The sequence below is a fragment of the Paenibacillus sp. FSL R7-0179 genome, assembly GCF_038002265.1.
Classification (GTDB): Bacteria; Bacillota; Bacilli; order Paenibacillales; family Paenibacillaceae; genus Paenibacillus_AQ.
Genome location: NZ_JBBOCC010000001.1, coordinates 768,967 through 787,763 on the forward strand (window position 1 = coordinate 768,967; position 18,797 = coordinate 787,763).

At 48.2% G+C, this 18,797-nt stretch carries 14 protein-coding genes; 3 read left to right on the plus strand and 11 right to left on the minus strand.

Features of this window, described 5'->3' with window-relative positions:
* Positions 1 to 194: 194 nt before the first annotated feature.
* Positions 195 to 1,130, minus strand: coding sequence for a GNAT family N-acetyltransferase (locus tag MKX63_RS03195; RefSeq protein WP_341015241.1), 936 nt, complete (start codon positions 1,128 to 1,130; stop codon positions 195 to 197).
* Between the two features lie 216 nt (positions 1,131 to 1,346).
* Here MKX63_RS03195 and MKX63_RS03200 point away from each other — a divergent pair, with 216 nt between their 5' ends.
* Positions 1,347 to 3,728 (plus strand): GH36-type glycosyl hydrolase domain-containing protein, encoded by a 2,382-nt coding sequence (locus MKX63_RS03200; RefSeq protein ID WP_341015242.1) that lies wholly within the window; start codon positions 1,347 to 1,349, stop codon positions 3,726 to 3,728.
* Positions 3,729 to 3,730: 2 nt separating this feature from the next.
* Here the strand turns inward: MKX63_RS03200 and MKX63_RS03205 are convergent, their stop codons facing one another.
* From MKX63_RS03205 to MKX63_RS03225, 5 genes are all read right to left on the minus strand, one after another.
* Entirely contained in the window at positions 3,731 to 4,174 is a 444-nt protein-coding gene (locus tag MKX63_RS03205) for a hypothetical protein (protein WP_341015243.1), read from the minus strand.
* 149 nt (positions 4,175 to 4,323) lie between these two features.
* Positions 4,324 to 4,650, minus strand: a complete 327-nt coding sequence (locus MKX63_RS03210; protein WP_341015245.1) for a hypothetical protein — start codon at positions 4,648 to 4,650, stop codon at positions 4,324 to 4,326.
* Between the two features lie 85 nt (positions 4,651 to 4,735).
* A complete protein-coding gene (locus MKX63_RS03215) occupies positions 4,736 to 7,348 on the minus strand; it encodes a metallophosphoesterase (protein ID WP_341015247.1) in 2,613 nt (870 codons plus the stop codon).
* Positions 7,349 to 7,351: 3 nt separating this feature from the next.
* Positions 7,352 to 8,617 carry a class I SAM-dependent methyltransferase gene (locus tag MKX63_RS03220; protein WP_341015248.1) on the minus strand — a complete coding sequence of 422 codons (1,266 nt, stop codon included), beginning with the start codon at positions 8,615 to 8,617 and terminating at the stop codon, positions 7,352 to 7,354.
* Positions 8,618 to 8,752: 135 nt separating this feature from the next.
* Entirely contained in the window at positions 8,753 to 9,487 is a 735-nt protein-coding gene (locus tag MKX63_RS03225; RefSeq protein WP_341015249.1) for a nucleotidyltransferase domain-containing protein, read from the minus strand.
* 176 nt (positions 9,488 to 9,663) lie between these two features.
* Between MKX63_RS03225 and MKX63_RS03230 the strand changes: the two genes are divergently transcribed.
* Entirely contained in the window at positions 9,664 to 10,977 is a 1,314-nt protein-coding gene (locus MKX63_RS03230) for a helix-turn-helix transcriptional regulator (protein ID WP_341015251.1), read from the plus strand.
* Positions 10,964 to 11,764 (plus strand): WYL domain-containing protein, encoded by an 801-nt coding sequence (locus MKX63_RS03235; protein ID WP_341015252.1) that lies wholly within the window; start codon positions 10,964 to 10,966, stop codon positions 11,762 to 11,764. The genes MKX63_RS03230 and MKX63_RS03235 overlap by 14 nt, the downstream gene beginning before the upstream one ends.
* A 38-nt stretch (positions 11,765 to 11,802) precedes the next feature.
* On the opposite strand, the gene MKX63_RS03240 is transcribed toward MKX63_RS03235, so the two are convergent.
* From MKX63_RS03240 to MKX63_RS03260, 5 genes are all read right to left on the minus strand, one after another.
* The gene (locus tag MKX63_RS03240) at positions 11,803 to 14,592 is read right to left on the minus strand and encodes an AAA domain-containing protein (RefSeq protein WP_341015254.1); all 2,790 of its coding nucleotides are present in this window, start codon (positions 14,590 to 14,592) and stop codon (positions 11,803 to 11,805) included.
* A 133-nt stretch (positions 14,593 to 14,725) separates the two neighbouring features.
* Positions 14,726 to 14,995 carry a DUF6809 family protein gene (locus MKX63_RS03245; protein ID WP_341015256.1) on the minus strand — a complete coding sequence of 90 codons (270 nt, stop codon included), beginning with the start codon at positions 14,993 to 14,995 and terminating at the stop codon, positions 14,726 to 14,728.
* Positions 14,996 to 15,357: 362 nt separating this feature from the next.
* Positions 15,358 to 16,128 (minus strand): hypothetical protein, encoded by a 771-nt coding sequence (locus MKX63_RS03250; RefSeq protein WP_341015257.1) that lies wholly within the window; start codon positions 16,126 to 16,128, stop codon positions 15,358 to 15,360.
* The gene (locus MKX63_RS03255; RefSeq protein ID WP_341015258.1) at positions 16,125 to 17,231 is read right to left on the minus strand and encodes an AAA family ATPase; all 1,107 of its coding nucleotides are present in this window, start codon (positions 17,229 to 17,231) and stop codon (positions 16,125 to 16,127) included. Before MKX63_RS03255 ends, MKX63_RS03250 begins: the two co-directional genes overlap by 4 nt.
* Positions 17,232 to 17,442: 211 nt before the next feature.
* Entirely contained in the window at positions 17,443 to 18,684 is a 1,242-nt protein-coding gene (locus tag MKX63_RS03260) for an AAA family ATPase (RefSeq protein WP_341015259.1), read from the minus strand.
* Positions 18,685 to 18,797 lie beyond the last annotated feature (113 nt).

Below are 18,797 nucleotides of genomic sequence, written 5' to 3' on the forward strand. Positions count from 1 at the left end.
TTGTGTATAATAATCTCTTAGTTTCTAATAGTATCCGACAGTCCTCTACATTAACTCTACAATCCTCCTTTTTTGTGACAAATATCATTGCATAATTGCGAATTCCCTTTCACTTTTTGCTATCATTCCTATTTATAATTAAAAAAGACACCCCTAAGGGTGCCTTGGCTGATCCTGCGGATCGCTTATTTCGGTTAATCCGACGAAATATACATCTTCTGAATCTCCTGCACCCCGGGCATGAACCCGAGATTGTAGTACATAGATTCCGCTTCATTTCCTTCCATTACATACAATCTCAGCAGCGGATAAGAACCCTTCAGAGTGGTGAGGGCTCTTTGCAGCATGCGTGTAGCCAGTCTTCTCCCACGATAAGCAGGATTAACGCCAATGCTATAGACTGCGGCCACGCCGTCCTGTAGACACAACCTGCAATTGGCAATGAGCTGATCAGTCGCGTTATCGAATACCAACGTGGAAGCCTGCGTCAATATTTCATTGGAGTAATTAGGATCTTCACCGGGTACAAAATCTTCTAAAGCAAATTGCTTCCTCCGGGTTGCATCCAGTCCGCCTCGAAAGCTCTCAAAATCACAGCGGGCAATCTCTTCTGCAAGGATGAACCGTTTGCCCCCTGCCTCGGTTACCTCCACTTCAGGACTCTCAATCCTCAGATTATCCTCCCAATTCACTTGGAAATATTCTGTAGGCCGCTGCATCCAGCGGCATCTGAACTCATCCGGCCAAAAGCCTGCCCGGGCATACAGCTGAACCTGATCCGGCAGAATTTCATAGGCTCGTATGGGCTCCTTCCGGTCAGACCACTCGATCAACAGCTTTTTAAGCTGCTTGAGCACTCTGAATGTATCGTTAAATGGCGGGATTACAAAGAGATGGTAGATCACATTCGGTGACATCCGGACTCCGCCGATTTTGCTCTCCCCCTTGTATATCCAAAAGGCATTTCTGCGCGGATTCGCATAGCTTTCCTCTCTAAAAAAACCGTTATACTCCATGTTATAGTAGACGGAGCAATATACGCCCCACTCCTTGGGCTCTGCTCTTCGAATAGACCAATCACCGTTTAAATCGTAGAATATCGTATCTTCAGACCATTGCTTCATACTCATCGTGCACTCCTCCTTCCTCTTAATCTTATCAACACCATACTCCCATTCAAATATAGGAAACTGCTATAAAAAGACTCTACTGTTTGTTTTTTTCTCAAATATAGGGTATATTGTCAGCCCCCAATTGTCTTATAATGGAATTGGGCGGGATTCTTCGGTCATTTATGAACGCGCGTTCATAACCCTGCCTGTCATCTATCATGAGGAGGAATGGTTATGCAATACGGTCATTTTGACGACAAGAACAAAGAGTACCTGATTACAAAGCCGAATACGCCTGCTCCCTGGGCCAACTATCTCGGCTCGCCGGAATACGGTGCGATTATCTCAGGCAATGCCGGAGGCTACAGCTTCGTGAAATCCGGGGCCAACGGACGGCATATCCGCTATCATTTCAACTCCAAGGACGAGCCTGGGCGCTACATTTATGTCAAAGATCTGGAGAACGGCGATTATTGGTCCGGCTCCTGGCAGCCGGTAGGCAAGGATCTGGAGCAATACAAGTCCGTCTGCCATCATGGAACCGGATACACGAACATCGTCTCAGATTATGACAACATCCATACCGAGTCCTTATACTACGTACCGATGAACAAAACCTATGAAGTATGGCGCATGAAAATCCGCAATGACGGCATCACTCCGCGTAAGCTGGCTCTCTTCGGCTTCGCCGAGTTCACCAATGACAACAACTATGAGCAAGATACCGTAAACCTGCAATACACGCTGTTTATTTCCCGGACCTACTTCAAGCACGATAAAATTCTTCAAGTCATCAATGAAAATATCGCGGGAGAGCAGACCTGGAGATTCTTCGGCGCGGCCGGAGCAGAGGTGGCCGGTTATGACGGAGACCGCGATACATTCCTTGGAGATTACCGCAGCTACGGGAATCCGCTCTCCGTGGAGAACGGGCAATGCTCGAACTCACTGAACTACAATGCCAATGCCTGCGGCGCCCTGCAGATGAATGTGGAGCTGCAGCCGGGAGAAGAGAAGGAAATTGCCTTCCTGCTGGGACAATATGATGAAGAGGGGGCCTCCGGCATTCTTAGCCATTACCAGGACTTATCGGTTGTAGACCGGGAGCTTGAAGAACTGAAGACCTTCTGGCATAGCAAGCTTAACCGCTTCCAGGTGCAGACTCCAAGCAGCAACCTGAACCATATGATCAACACCTGGAACGCATATCAATGCTTCATCACCTTCATCTGGTCGCGCGCCGCCTCCTTCCAGTACTCCGGCCTGCGCAACGGGCTCGGCTACCGGGATACGGTGCAGGATATTCAGGGCATTATCCATCTCGATCATGAGATGGCTCTCGAACGCCTGCGGCTGATGATCTCTGCCCAGGTATCTAACGGCGGCGGGCTGCCGCTGGTGAAATTCGACCATAATCCGGGCCATGAGGGAACACCGGACGACCCTGAGTATGTGCGGGAGACCGGACATCCCCACTACCGGGCCGACGATGCCTTGTGGCTGTTCCCGACAGTGATCAAATACTTAAATGAAAGCGGGAACTGGGACTTCACCGATGAGGTCATTCCTTACTCCGATAAGGGCGAAGCAACGGTGTACGAGCATCTGCGGCAAGCGCTGCAATTCAGCCTGGACCGGATGGGTGCGCATGGGATGCCGGTCGGCCTCCATGCCGACTGGAATGACTGTCTGCGGCTTGGCGCCAAGGGTGAATCGCTGTTTGTGGCCTTCCAGTTATACATGGGCTTCAAGGTATTCATGGGCATTGCGGAGAACAAGAACAAGCCGGAGGATGCTGCGTGGGCGCAAGGCCTGCTGGAGGAGCTGGACGGCAATATCCAGAAGTATGCCTGGGAGAACGATCAATTCGTCCGCGGCTTCACCGAGGACAACTATACCATCGGCTCCTGGGAGAACGATGAGGGCCGAATCTGGCTCAATCCGCAGAGCTGGTCGGTGCTCAGCGGCGCAGCCCGCCCGGAACAGGCCAAGCTTGCCATGGACAAGGTCTATGACAATCTGCGGACCGATTACGGCACGATGCTGTTCTACCCGCCATTCCGCAAATATGGCTTGCCGGTTGCACTGATGGCACTGTTCAATGCCTCTACGAAGGAGAACGGCGGCATCTTCAGCCAGCCGCAGGGCTGGCTCATCCTGGCGGAGACGGTGATCGGCAACGGTGAGCGCGCGTTCGAGTACTTCCTGAACTGCAGTCCGGCCACGATGAACGACCATGCGGAGGTCCGTAAGCTGGAGCCTTATGTCCATGGCCAATTCGTGGAGTCCAAGGATAGCCCTTATCAGGGCCGGGCCCATGTCCACTGGCTGACAGGCACGGCCTCCACTGTCATGGTCTCGCTGGCTGAGGGCATTATGGGCGTTCAGCCGCAGAAGGACGGCCTCCGTCTGGACCCGTGCGTCCCTTCGGACTGGACCGACTTCTCCATGGTGCGCGAATTCCGCGGGAAGAAGCTGAACATCCAGGTCGAGAACAAGAACGGCGTCCAGAAAGGCGTCTCCCGCATCGTCATCAACGGCGAAGAGATCGGGGGCAACCTGATTCCGGTGTCCCGGATGGCGGCAGAGAACGAAGTGCTGGTTGTGATGGGTTAACTTCAAGCCGGTCCAAGGAACGGCATAGCATATATACGAAGAAGGAGAGCAGCCCCGCGGGACGCTCTCCTTCTTTTTTTAAGGTATACTTCAAGTCGGCAACACTCTTTAGTGTATCGGGTATTGATAATGGTCTGGTTGTTAATCTTGATGACCCCTGGTGTATCCAGCGCATCCAGCGCGAACTTCAGCCTTGTGTTCAGCAGGTACCTCTCTCCGGTAATCAGCCGCACACTGCACATCCGGCTCTCCGCCTCTATGACAGCAACCTTGCCTGCTTCCAGAGTGACCTGGCGATTATTGCTGGCATTGATGACGGTGATCCGTTTCTCTTCTGCCTGAAGGGCAGCTTCAAGGCGCTTCCATTGCTCCTGTTCTGCCGGATGCGTAACGATCTTAGCCCATCCCCGGTCCATCCCGCTGTCTGCTTCAAATCTGATTTCCAACTGGCACTGCCTCCTCTCAACACCCATATTATTATCCCGGAAGCATCTTGACCATCATTCTGCGTTTTCTTGCAGGAATGTGGCGGTTTGTTACATTTTAGCTCTTTTGGGCTTGTTCATCATACCAGCATTCTTGATATAGTTAACATTTAACTTAGAGCGGGAGAGAACCATGCCGCCATGATTACATTCGGTCCGCGCACCTCCGCCTGGCCCATTGTAATCGGTTTTTCGATTACATTCGATCCGCTCGCCTCCGCCCGGCCCATTGTAATCGGTTTTTCGATTACATTCGGTCCGCGCACCTCCGCCTGGCCCATTGTAATCGGTTTTTCGATTACATTCGGTCCGCGCACCTCCGCCTGGCCCATTGTAATCGGTTTTTCGATTACATTCGGTCCCCTCGCCTCCGCCCGGCCCATTGTAATCGGTTTTTCGATTACATCTGGCCTGTACGCCGGTGCAATCAGCCACATGTCCTCCGCAGGTGTAAACCATCATCCCCTCTATAACAAAATAAGGCAGACTGCCGGGAGCTTCCCGGCGGCCTGCCTCACCATTTTATAACCTCGGATCGATTTCCTTCTCCTTCGTCACCTCGAACAACAGGTTCGCGGCAATCTGCTTGTAGGTGCTGTTGTCCGCCGAAATATCCTCCAGCTTAATCTCCAGCATCTGCTTACCCAGCCGGTGCTCAGCCAGGGAAGTGCGCAGCTTAGGTGCGATATTCTTCTGCTTCATCAGCTTGGCATATTTGTGCGGGAACCGGTAATCGTAGCCGTAGATGATCGACAGGTACCCGGGATTGCGGACCTTCAGATAAGGGACTACTCCCGGCTGCTCCTGCTCCGGCTTGATCACGATCCCCTCCATCTGCCGTTCAACTGTTATGGTCGCGAAATATTCCTCGGCCCGGCTGTAAGCCTCCGACTCCTGCAGGTCCAGCACCAGAATTTCGTCGTCATTCAGGAAGCGGTACTGCTCCGAGGTTACCCCCTCAGGCACCCGTTCCTCCCCGCTCTCCAGCACTTCCTTCAGAATGGCAAAAGGCTTATAATCCAGCTCCGCATCCCCCGCATACAGCTCCAGCTGCTGCTTATACACCTGGTACGCCTCGTCCCGCTGGTCAAGCTCCACATAGGCATCCCGTATGCTGCGCACATGCTTATAGGTCTGGTATACGTGCGCGCCGTAGCTCTTGTTGAGCGCTTCTTTGGCCAGATGATGCTGGTCCTGCTCGAACCCGCTCGCTTCATACGCCTGAATCAGCTCACCGAGCGATTCCTCGAACCCGTGCTCTCTCAGGAATGCGAGCTCGTTCTCCAGTGCCCGCCCAATGGGCTGGAACTGGCGTTCAATCAGCCCTTCTCCCAGCGCCTTCCAGGGTAGAAGCTCCCCGTCCAGCAGCAGCACACGGATGCCTTGCTCACGCATATACGCTCCGAACCGCTCCAGCAATACTTCATAGACCGGCGTCAGATCTACGGCCTTGACCTTATAGCCATTACGGCTAACCGCATAACAATGCTCCACGTCCTGGTACAGATACACCGTACAGCGGGATCCCATATACTTAGGCTGAAGGACCACCTCAGATACCCCGCGCCCGGCAAAATAATCCAGACCCTTGCGCAGTGACTCCAGCTCGCCTGCTAGTTCATCCTTATCCGCAGGCGACATCGTCCCGGAGATGAAGTTAACCTTATTCTTCGAGGAATAATGCAGTCTGCGCATGGACTCCGCATCCAGCTCCTCCACTGAGACCGAGCTCACTTCGCGGAAGAGAACCGGCAATTCTTCCGGCAATTGCTGCTGCTGGCGGGATTTATGGCTTTTGTAGAACGGCTTGAAGGTTATAAAGACAGAAGTCAGCCCGTTCCCATGCACCGCCCCCGTATCTAGATGTAATTTGTTCTTGATGCGGAACGTCTGCTTGGCGGCAATATGTCCGAACAGATGGAACGGATGATTTCCCTCCGCCTCCTCCTTCAGGAAGTCAAGCTGCTGCTCGTACGCCGACTCACGGTCCAGCCGGAAGTTGCGCTGATGGCGCAGCGAATTCGTATCCAGCTTCCCGATATACTTATTGCGGCAAGGGGCATGCGTCACATAGAAGGAAGGTCCCCGACTCCCAATATAGCGGTAAAAGGGCTTCGCTCGCTCCACCAGCACGGAGAACTGACGGAACAACTCTTCATCTTCCCGTAACACCTGAGTAGAGTCAAAATAGGTCCTAAGCAGCTCCGGCTCAGTCCCCTTGATCTCCCCGCGCAGGTACTTGTAGACGAAATTCTCATGGTTGCCCATGACGAACAGGAAATGCTCCTGATTGTTATACAGGAACTCTATGATCTCCCGGGTCTGCTTGCCTTTATCGATCCAGTCGCCCGCCAGGATGATCCGCGTATGCTTCAGCTTATCCGTAGCGCTTAGCTTCCCTTCTTCAATCCGGTAGCCATAGCTGCGCAGCAGGCCTTGCAGCTCCTGAACACATTCGTGTACGTCACCGACCACGATGTATTCCTGATCCTGCGGAAGCACCGCAGCGGCATAAGCTTCCCAGTCCTGAATGTGCACCCGGTAATCCGGGTTCGGCCGCTTTTCCCCTAAATCTTCAGTACCTTCAACACCTTCCAAGAGAAAATCCTTCGCGCGCACCTTATGAATACTATGATAGCCCTCGCGGGACAACACAGGCAGCACCTCCCGGCGCAGCCGGTTCAGGTGATTTGAGATCAGCTTCTTCGAGCGCTCTGAGGCATAATAATCCTCCCGCTTACGGTAATCGAACAGAATGACCTCCAGATTATACTGGTTCTCCTGGGCAATCGCCCGCACCTTGCTGCGGTAATCCTCAGCGAGACCTATCGTATCCAGAATGACAAACTCCGCATTAATCGGCCAGGAGGTCACCCGCTTCAGCCGCTCGAACAACAGCGCGAACGTATGCGAGCTGGCCTCCAGCATGACCTGGTCGTATTTATCGTAATCATAGCCTAAGATCTCCTGACGGATGAGGTCTGAGGAGAGGTACTGCACATTGGTACGCAGACCTGTAGCGCTGTCCGCAAGCTTAAGCTGGGGGATCAGCACTTCCTTGGCAAAAGTAGACTTCCCGCACTCCGTCGCTCCCACCAGCATGAATATCGTGTGTACCTTCGTCTGAATGTCCATGGTCTAACCCTCCTGTCTGCGCACAATCGCGCTCTGCGAAGTACGAATGTCGCCTACCCGGTCACCCACGAGCGAGAACTCGGCTTCCACGCCCAGCCCTTGCAGGGTGGCCGTCAGCCACTCCTGGAATGCCGCCTGGCCTTTTTCCCACTTGTGATCCTCATGCCGGAAGCCTTCCAGCTCATAATAAGGATTGAAATCCGCATTCGGCGTAGTCACAATCAGCTGTCCGAAATCCACATGGCGGATGATCTGCCGGATCAGCGCAGCCGCTTCTGTCTCGCTCATATGCTCCACCACCTCGGTCAGAATGACATCCACCTGCTCTCCGTTGTAGAGCTCCAGGAAATGCTCCAGCGAGCGGAAGGTGACGATGTTATCCAGCTCCTTGGCCTTTGCCTTGCGGTTCACGACCTCCAGCAGCTCCTCGTTGATATCCACCGCATAATAAGCGCCCTCGATCTTCCCGGCATACGGAATGGCGTAGAAGCCTTCGCCGCAGCCGATATCCAGAATAGGCTTATCAAACGGAAGCACACCCGAGATGAACGTCCGCCGCTGCATCGCCGTACTGCCATATTCCAGACCGATCGGATACAGATCCGTCTGCTCGACCGCTGCCTTGTACCGCTTGAACTGCTCCCGGGTCTTCAGAAGATTCCGGGCGAACAGGCTGCGGATATAGAATGGGGCATCCATTACGTTCAGGCTGGGGATATATTTCTCCAGAATCCGGTCCGAGATATCGATATACTCATCCCCGAAGATCGATAAGAACAACGACAGCACACTGACCACATGCAGGAGGTGGTATAGGCTTTTATGCGTAGTAATGGTTAGAGAATAGCTCTTATGCGCCTGATGCTCCAGCTTGAACGTGTAGTCCTTCAGGTGCTGCTCGAAGAACCGGATGTAATGCAGGCGCTCGACATGAATCATCTGGATGGTAAAAGAGTGCTCAAACCCTTCCGCATCCCGCTCAGCCTGTGCCTTGAAAGGGGTTGAGAAGAACTCATTCACCGCATTCAGCGGGAACAGCGGGGTGTTATAGCGGGAGACATTCAGGTACTCGAAGCTCTCGCCGTCATTCTTTTTATAGGAGACCTCATTGTCAGCGTCCTTGAAATACACATTATAAGTAGTCTCATCCGAGTACCAGCCGTAGGCGATACCCTGGCGGACCGGGCGCAGCTGCATGCCGCTCTGCGGATTCTTGCGGATGATGAAGCTCAGCTGCGGGTTCGTTGATCTCAGTTGTACAATAGCCATGATTGCATTCCTCCTAACTTTTTATGTTCTGGGATTAACCGTGACTCCAGAGAAGTTTCGGACTTCCGGTCGCTAACGCTCCCCCAGTTCCAAAATTCCCCTCCGCCACTTTTCCCTTAACTTAGATTTCCAAGTTCAATGATTGTCGGTCCTAGCACTCAGGTATGCCGCCGCTGTCTGCTCCAGCCCTTGCAGCTGCTCCTCAAGATACTCGTTAATCGCACTCAGCTGCGGCTCCAGGTCCAGCTCTTCTCCCGACTTCTTCCGGGCCAGCAACTGCTGCACAACCTGCCACAGCTCGCTGTCCCTTGGAATCAGCCGGTCCACCAGCACCTCGAATGCCATCGGCGGCATCTCCCCGTAGCGGTGAATCCACTCGCAGGCCAGCACCGGGCGCAGCACGTAGAAATACTTTTTGATCTTGACCTGCTCCCCTTGCAGATAATCCCGGTAGTTGCCTTTGGCCATGTTCAAGTAATGGTACATACAGGATTTCGGCGAAAAAGTGTACGGTGAGATCCCCCTAAGCTGCTCCGCCACACTGAACTTCTCAGCATACTGAATGGGGGATTGCAGCCACTCCAGCAGTGGCGGGTTGGATTTATGGAACAGCTTCAGCGCTTTGCGCAGATCCCAGCCGCTTAAATCTAACATATTGTTAATCGGACGCTCTATGACATCCCGTGCATCCCAGACTGATAAGTACCACTCCGGCTTATGCAGGTAGATGAACCGCACATCGTAATCGCTGTCCTGCGAGGGGAAGCCCCACGCACGGCTGCCGGACTCACAGGCATAGAGGATCGTCACTTGCTCCTCTTGTTCAATCTGCTTCAATTGCTCATGGATGAGCGTATTTATAGGGTTCATGCCATCCCTCCGTTCCAAGTCGGCTTTGCTGGCTCTATTTTCCATCATTTTCCGCAGGGTGAACAGGGTGAAAGTATGGCAGCGGACAAAAATCTTCCATTTCAAGCAACTCTGGTGCTTAATAGAGGTATTAACTATTACAACTCATGAATGCGTTACAGGCTGGAGGTATACATATGGCCAAGGAAAGCTTCGATAAAGAAATACAGTTTCTCCGTATGCTGTCACTAGCCGGGGGAGCTTACAGCAGGCAGCAATTCGCCGAGCGGCTTGGCATTTCCGTACATACCTATGACAAAACGCTGCGCAATCTCAAAGAGATGGTGACCGTCCTGCAGCAGGATCTGATCGCAGAACAAGGTACAGAGCTATCTGAATGGCTCCGCTATAATTACTATGAATCTGCCGATCCGCTGCTTCTGTTCCTGTTCCGGGCGAAATCGCTGAAGGAGACAGAGAGCATCCGGCTAACCCTGCTGTTAACAGCACTTCAAACGCAGGAGCTGACGGCCAAGGAGCTGCATGACGGCTGCTGTGACCAGATGCTTGCCGACTCGCCGCTGCCGGACGAGAAGACGATCCGGGGGGACCTGAAATACCTGGAGGAGGTCGGCGTGATTGTAAGGGTAAATGACAAGCGTCCCTACCGGTATAAGGCCGCCAATGATCTGCTGGACCAGCTGACGGATGACGAACTGCTCGATCTGTTCGATTATGTAGATGTCATAGCCAATACGCAGATTCCGTCTGTTCAGGGTTACCTGCTGCGTGACAACCTGAAGAAGGCTCTACGGATACGGGGTATGAATCCCGAGACGACTGAGACCCACCGGTACAAATACCATTACCATTCACGGATTCTGGATGAGGCGCATCTCTATACGATCTTCGGGGCAGTTCAGCAGCGCCGCAGGATCAAATTCCTCTATCTGTCGCCCAAAAAAGGGATGAACTACACCTCCCAGAACACCAACCCCCTCTTCGCGCGGGAATCGGCGGGAGTCATCGACAGCCTGCTTCCGCTGCGTGTCGTCTACGATCATCAGTATGGGCGCTGGTATCTGATCGGCTATCACAGCCGGACGGGGATCAAGAAGCTGCGGATGGACGGCCTGACCCAGGTTGAAGAGGGCGAGCCTGTAGAAGAAGAGGAATTCACGCAGAGACTTCAGCAATTGGAGGCTCAGCTGGAGTATAGCTGGGTGACGGATACCAACCGTACAGTTAAGGTGGCCGTCCGGTTCTATAACCCTAGCCGGTCCGGCGCCAACTTCATCCGCGAGCGGGTCGAGGCGCAGGGGCAGTGGGGCGTGATTACAGAGGAATCCGATACGACCTTCCTGTACGAGATTACGGTGAATGAGATTTTTGAGATTAAGCCTTGGCTGCGGAGCTTCGGCTCCAGCTGCGAGATTCTGGAGCCCCGCTGGCTGCGCAAGCAGTTCATGGAGGAATGGAAGGAGATTAAGAGCTACTATGAATCCCTTTGAGAAAATATTCAACTTCCAGATCATCTCCCGCCTGGAGGAAGCAGGCTCCCTGGCACTGACCTCGCAGGAGCGATCCTGGCTGAAGACGATGCTGGGGCATCCGGCGGCGGCTGAAGCTTTTTCAATGGAAACCTTACGTAAACTGAATTCCCTGCTGGAGCCTGAAGCATCTATTGAAGTAGGAGAGATTATCATCGAGAAGGCCCGCAGCAAGGAGCGCCAGGTCTATCATCCGCTGCTCCGCCCCCTGCGCCGCATCATCATGGAGAATCAGGGAATTCAGATCACGTATGCGATCAAGCATGGCGGCGAACGGACCGATCCGTCCGGCTTCCCCCACAAGCTGGAGTACAATATGTATAAGCGGGAATGGTATCTGCAGTGGTACAGCACCCGGCAGCGCTCACTCATGTCCACCAAGCTGCGGAACATCTTGTCTGCCGAACCTGCTCCCATCCCCGCCCACCGGATAGATGGCCTCAAGGCCCGGATCGCCCGTCTCCTGGACGGTCTGAGAGAATCGGCCTGCATTCAGGTCATTCCTGTCTACAATGCCGAGCTGTCGCGGATCTTGTCCACCTTCTCTTGCTTCGATAAGTCAGTAGCCTTTGATGAAGCTACGGGGATCTACCACATCACCGTCCACTACATGAGGGACGATAGCGAGTTCCTGCTCTCCCGCATCCGCTTCCTGGGCCTGCGCGTGAAGATCACCCAGGGCGAGCAACTGAAGCAGCGCATGCTGAAGTCGGCGGAGATGGCGGTGGGACGGTATGGGGAGGGATAAAGGCAGTGGGAAATTGAAGAACCCGGTGAGCCATACTTTCAGCTTGCTTGAATAATATCATCCAACAGCTTCCGGATCTTCTGCTCCTCCAAGCTTTCATTGGTTGCAAATCTTTTCAGCTTCAATCCATAGGTTTTGAAAATATTATTTTTCATTTTGTCCTTTTCTAATTGTTCAGGCTTATTTTCATGAAATTCAAATCCGTCTACTTCAATGGCTAGTGCCGCTGTCATGTCCAGTTTATGATAAATGACAAAATCAACAGAAGCGCAGTTTTTGATATATTGCCGCTCCTGATCTGTCAATTTATCTACACTTCTAAGCAAATTCTTAAGAAGAATCTGATTTCCAAGTGTAAATCCGCTATAAGCCGGTTCTTGCAACAATTCCGTAAGCAATGCCTCCATTAAATTTTCTGATTGGAACCGGGATTTATTGAAATACTTCGCTCGTTCTCTGAATGCATGAAGCTTAATGGAGTATTCCTTATACATTAGATCAAATATAGAAACAAGTTCGCTCTCCACCACATTCTCATCTAATGTGCTATATTCCATATAACGTGTGAGGTCGCCAATTTCGTTACCATATTTCCGAAACAGGGCATGATCGGTTACCAGAATGAACTTATTTTGCGCACGGGAGACAGCTACATTAATCATGCAAGGATTATTCACAAATTTCATACCAGTTTTGCCGGAACGCGTCTGATCCAGCACGGTTGACATAATCATAATAGGTTTTTCACGGCCTTGATATTTATGTATGGTGTCGCTCTCTATATCATCAGTGAACTGCCCGGCTGCCTTCTCTACCTGTTTCCGGTATGGTGTGACGAAACCAATATCTGTGTGCCCGACTGCCACTTCCTCCAAACCCACAAGAATCTCTTTTTCAATGACGTCCAGTTCCCGCTGGTTGAACTTCCCCTTACCTTCCCCCCTAGTAACTTCCCGCAAGTGATTGCCTGGGGAAGTCTTGTAAATTAGCAGTGGCAGATCCGCCTCTTCTTGAGCCGTATAAGTGATGAGATCACCGTTATAATACTTCTGATTGCAGAACTGAATGATCTGGGGATGACAGCGGTAGTGCTCTTTAAGCATCACTTTAGGAATATTGTCACCGTATAAAGCAAGCATAGATGACAATAGATTATGTTCAAAATAATTAAAAGCTTCGTCAATGCCAGCGGAATCTGCATTTCCAACCAGTTGCTGGATCTCCATAGTCACAATTTGTGGCAATTGTTTCGTATCACCAACTATGATTGCTCGCTTACAACAGGATAGAGCAAGTGCACCTGTGATCAAGTCCACTTGGGATGCTTCGTCAATGATGACATAGTCAAATAAATCATTCTCTGGAATACAGTTACGTAAAGAATGGGTTGTGCTCAATACAATTGGATAATAGTTGATAAATGTTTTAAAATTCTTACTCTGCCGATAATCTTTCACACTACATTTAACACTTGGAAGATTAAAATATCTCTTATGCAGTTTATGACGAAAAAGCTCTTCAGAGCACTGCTGATGTTCATCCAACAAGGGTAAATAGAACGCGGACTCAAGCTCTTGTTCAATCTGTTCAATACGGCTAGACAGTTCTTCAATACGCAGGGCATAGAACTTCCGTTGAACATTCAGAATTACATCTGCACCCTGTTCTCTCAAGTATTTAAAGTCAGTGAACCCATGCTTAAAAAACAGCTTGAACTTGTACAGTAAGCCAGTATCTTTATCTTTTCTCACCGCAAGATGGCTATCCTTCATGAATTCAAGCATCCGCTCCGGGGTCTCTCGGTAGAATGACAGCCTCTTGAGAGATTCAATCTCCTGATCAGCATAATAATTCTCAAAATGCTTTTGCTCCAGTACATACGCAGATAACTGTTGCTTCAACCTTGCCTTCTCTACATCCAGCTTCATTAAATTAGTGATACGGCCATCCAGCTCTTGTACTTTAGAGAGAAGCTCTATTTCCGGCATCTCACTGTCCCAGCCCGCAACCTCCGCAATAGGCAGGTTAGCAAAGAAACGTTTTTTGTTCTTTGTATTCCCCAGCGATGCTGTCAAAAATGAATATCCCTCCGCCTCCAGCTTATCGCGTACATTCTGAACTGCTGCATTATTCCCCGAGACCACAGCCACTTTCTTCTGCTGCATGACCGCCAAATTAGCTAATATATTGAGAATCGTCTGAGTTTTACCTGTACCCGGAGGCCCTTCAATGATACTAATTTTACTGCGCAGGGCTTGGTCTAATGCTGTTTTTTGACTTAGGTTGTAACGAAAAGGAAAGATCGGCTGTATTTCAGAAGAAGCATCTATACTCACCGGAGAGCCATTAACATAATGACTCAAAACACTCTCTGGGCGCACAAAGCTGAGTTTGGCAAACTGCTTTTTCAGAAAGTCCTTCGTTTCCGACTGCTCTTCTGAGCTTCTGAGATGAAGTGAGATGGAAGTCCAATACTCCATGACTTGTAGTGCATCAGAGGTCCTAATGCCGCTGTTCTCAATCGTGACGTTCTGAGATTCATACACCCGTTTGGTTCCATTATTAAAAAAGACACAGATTCTAGGCCCAAAATCCAGCACTTTCATCACATTATTCAGAGGATGCTCCTGATTAAATATCACCTGCTCTTTAGTAATTGCGATAGCAGCAGGATTGCTGAGGATTATTACATCACTTGCAAGAAAGTTATAGGAAGTTGGATAATTGCGGAACGTAACTTGAATATTGGTACCGCATTGTGTAAATGAAGCGATATCTGCAGTGCGGTCCTTTTTTCTGACTAGTATTAAAAACTTATTTTCGTCCATGGCACTTCCTCATAATGGAGTATTTGAGTTTGATATGTATGAAATTCTTTAGATTGTAACGATATTCCTTCACTGGAATTAAAAAAATTGGACAAAACAAAAAAAGACACCTTCCACGGTGTCCAAAGAAAAACTACCCCTCGACTAAAACCTCGATCATCATCGTCGTCCCGGTCTTGAATCCAGATACAAATGCAGCCGCCATATCCATCCCCTGCACCTGTGAATACAGATCCAATAATGCCTCCAGCTCCGTGAACTCATCCGGTGACAGCCTCAGTCTCCAAGCTTCAAGAGATTCGGTAATCTGCCTGTTGAGCGGGCGGTAATCAGGGTCTTTGGAGACAATATCCTCATTCGGGAATAAACTGCCATGATATAGCGATTCTAGAATGTTGGGCATTGGGGCCTCCTTCATAAGCTACATTTAACTTTAGGATTTAAGTCAGCGTAGCATATTTACAGAGTGTATATGGTACGTATAAACGTAAAGCATAAAATTTCTTGAAGTAAGTTATGCAGAATCTCTTGGGTCCGTAATGCAGCATTAAGCGATCTAAGAGTGACGCATTAGCTTCAGTCATATCGTTAGAATCGTTGACACCTTTAAACATTGAGGAGATTATCGATTTGACTGATTTCTCGTTTGATTGTTATGGTGAAAAATATCACAAACGAGTCTGCTATCATAAAAAAATGAAGACAGTTAGAAAAGGTTAATTGCTTAGCCGCCTCTTTAATCATCATAATGATATATCTGGAGTTTTAGTGTGAAAAATGGCTGAAATGTTTAAATCCGATTTGAATTGTTTCGAATTCTTCCCACGGAACTGATCTTAATAAATTCCGTCTATTCGAAAATGCCTCCGCCGGGGTCATCACAACAAAAACTGAGTCAAATTTAGCCTTAGTTTTATCTCGACGACGTGTTAGATATTTTCCACAACAGTCAATATTATCAATAAAATCAATACATTGCTCGATGACACGTTTGTCCACCATTTCAGGATCCGATTGCTCTGAAGCCTGACTAAGCGCATTTAGAAGGAAAGATTCAATTGCTCCAGTATCCTCAAAAGGTATTATAAGCGGGAGACAGTTCAAGCTTTGCTGGCTTTGAAGAGCATTAGTGTATGAAGATATATTCCAATTATTGTGAACAAATTCACCATCAAACTGAACATGATAACGATTGAATTCAGATAATAGGCTTGTAAGAAATACGGCTTCAGTTTCTACTTCATCACGATCACAAACAACTGCAATGCTGTCGTAAGGAAAGAGAGGGCCTAAAGAGTTATAGTCTAGGCATTTGTTTAATATTGCTGGAATTTTACTACAGCCCCCAGCAGAAATTAGGCAAAGAGAGTTTCCCGATGAATGACTAAACCATTTCTGGTTATTGGGTTCAGTTATCCTGTTCATTTTATCTGTATAATGTTTGATGTTGACATACTCCCAATTATAAGTTTTCTCAAGGAAGTATTGAAGAAGTACCAAGTCTGTATTGCCTTCACAAATGATTACGCTCTTCATAATCTCAACTCCATATCGTAATCATCACGAACTTGCCGAGCTTTATTTGAATCAAGGACACGTGCAACAGACTGTTCGTCCTTTTTAACCAATGTTATTATATGGGTTTGTATTTGTTCTTGAAAGTTCTCATCGCTATTGAGAATTTCATCAACTGCTTCAAGGCTGTGTGTTGTAATAAACAATTGCACATCAAATTTAATACAAGCTTCTACTAACCAATTAAACACTTCTCTCATTGCTTTTTTGTGAATAGATGTCTCAATCTCATCAATTAATAGAACACCGTTCTTTGCAGAGACAACTCCTTGTGCTAGAGAGACCATTCTTTTCATTCCATCACCAAAAGTAGAAAGAGGCAACATCCCTAAGCTACGGTGTTCTAGCGCTTGAATAAATCGTTGATCCTCTTCCTGAATGATACCGATATCTATTATATTATTGTCAAAAATATTTAAAGCCCGAACAACATCACGCTTAATTGAGGAGCTTTTGAAAAGAGAGCGAGATGTGTTATTAACAATGTGTTCAATTGTAGAAATAAATCTTGAAGGAAGGGAATACTCTGTTCTATTAACACGGATATTTTTAATGTATTTATGCATTAAAATTGGTTCAGTTTTCGTTTCTCCTCCATGCGAATATTTAAGTTCCCCCTCAAAACCTTCAACTTCTTCAATATCTATAGGTTCGAACGTTAGTCTTTTTTGGGCTAATGGAGATAAGAATTGTCTCAGTTCTTTTGGATCTACTAGTTGTTTAACTTTATTACCAATCACTTCTATAGCAATTTGATGCTCATTTACTTCCCCATCCAACTTAATATTTAAGTTTTCGTTTCTTCTATCGAACATATAGAGAAATGAATCATATAAACCTAGGCTTCCTTTACTCATAAAGTTATATCGCTCTCGCAAACGAGATACTGAAGCGAAGTTTGAAAAATCAGATGGCCCGACTAAAAGCATAATAGCTTCGAGAAGGCTAGTTTTCCCACTATTGTTATCACCAATAAGCACATTGATATCTCCGAATTTTTGAATAGATAAGTTACGTATACCACGAAAAGATTGAATATTAATGCTCTCAACATGCTTCGCCATAGGTACACCCCTTTCTTTATTAGTATGGTCCAACATTTTAAATATAACACTGGAACATAGGAATTTTATAACTAGAATCTAGATATCCGTACACTCATATTATGTATAAACTATATAAAATTTCTTTTAACGCATAGCACTTAGAAGGTGTTTGGTTAACTTAATTCCTTGTTAAAAGTATAACAGAAATACTTGCGATATTGACAAAGTCTTAATCTAAAGCCGGATTCTTTACCGCCTTCACTAATTCGTCCCTGACTGTCAGATCGCCCAGATTGCCTTTCGACAATAGAACCGGTAAGGATTCCATGTCCGGCAAGGAATAGAATTTACTTGAGCCGTCCTCAGGATCCCTGTAACACAAAACAACCCCAAACAATTCTTCTTTGGATAGAGCGTTCAGCAAGGTTGGATTATGTGTTGTAATAATAACATCTATCTGTCTCTCTTTGGTTAGTCTGGATATCGTTTGGATCAGGCTCTTAATTCGGCTGGGATGGATTCCATTATCCACCTCTTCTATCACAATCATAGTATCAGGGTCTTCAGTAATCAGCGAGGATAGAATGGCCACATATCTGAGAGTACCGTCCGAGAGACGCTTGGCCTCCACGAATTCCGAGCGTTCACCATACTTCTCCTTCAGGCAGAACATCACATCACCAATGGAAGTCTCTATGAACCCAATATCCAAAATTTCATTCTCCGGCAGATCCTTTAGGGCGTTCAGCAGCTCTTGCTTAACCTCTTCATTCTTGCACAATTCATATATAACAGAAGAAATATTATCGGCCGTAGGTCTTAGCTCATGGTCGCTCATCCTTGAATAATCTCTCATTCGAACCGGCAAAGGATCTAAGAAGAGTATCTTCCCCAGGCGTTCCAGAACCAGATTTATATAAGACACGTTCTTCTTATTATTCTCTGTAGTCGTAGGCATCTTCGAAGATAGTTGTGATAGAACAGAGACAGAACGAATACAGGTCACTTCGGGATTTCTCCCCTTGCGCCCATTATTATATTCAACGTTCATATCGCTATAATCGTCAGGTGTGTCTTTGGTCTGAAAAATGGTCATCGGCTTTGCGCCGCTAGAGGATAGCTTCAACAAATGCTCAGTAAGCACAAAAACACGATTGCTCACTTTGATGGTTATGGAATACTCCAAGTCATACTCCGCATCAATATCCACCAGACATCCCAGGGTAAATATATCTGTACCAATTCTGGGACAGCCTACACTACCACCTCTGATCTCACTATCCACATTCTTAGAGCCATCCAGAATAATAGATAGGTCTCTTCCTGAAGCGATCTCAGAGAGTATCTTCATCCCTTCAATCGCATTGGTTTTACCGCCTGCATTAGTGCCAATAACCGATGTTAATTTCTCAATTTCTAGAATAGATGAATCAAAGCTTTTAAAGCTCTGGAACGAAAAATTCTTCAGCATCTCAAGCGCTCCCCTCACATGGAGTATTACCCTTATACCCTTCATTATAGCAAATTATGATCATAGTAATACTCACTCGTGAGAGGCACAATAGTGCCTCTTCAACCGAAAGA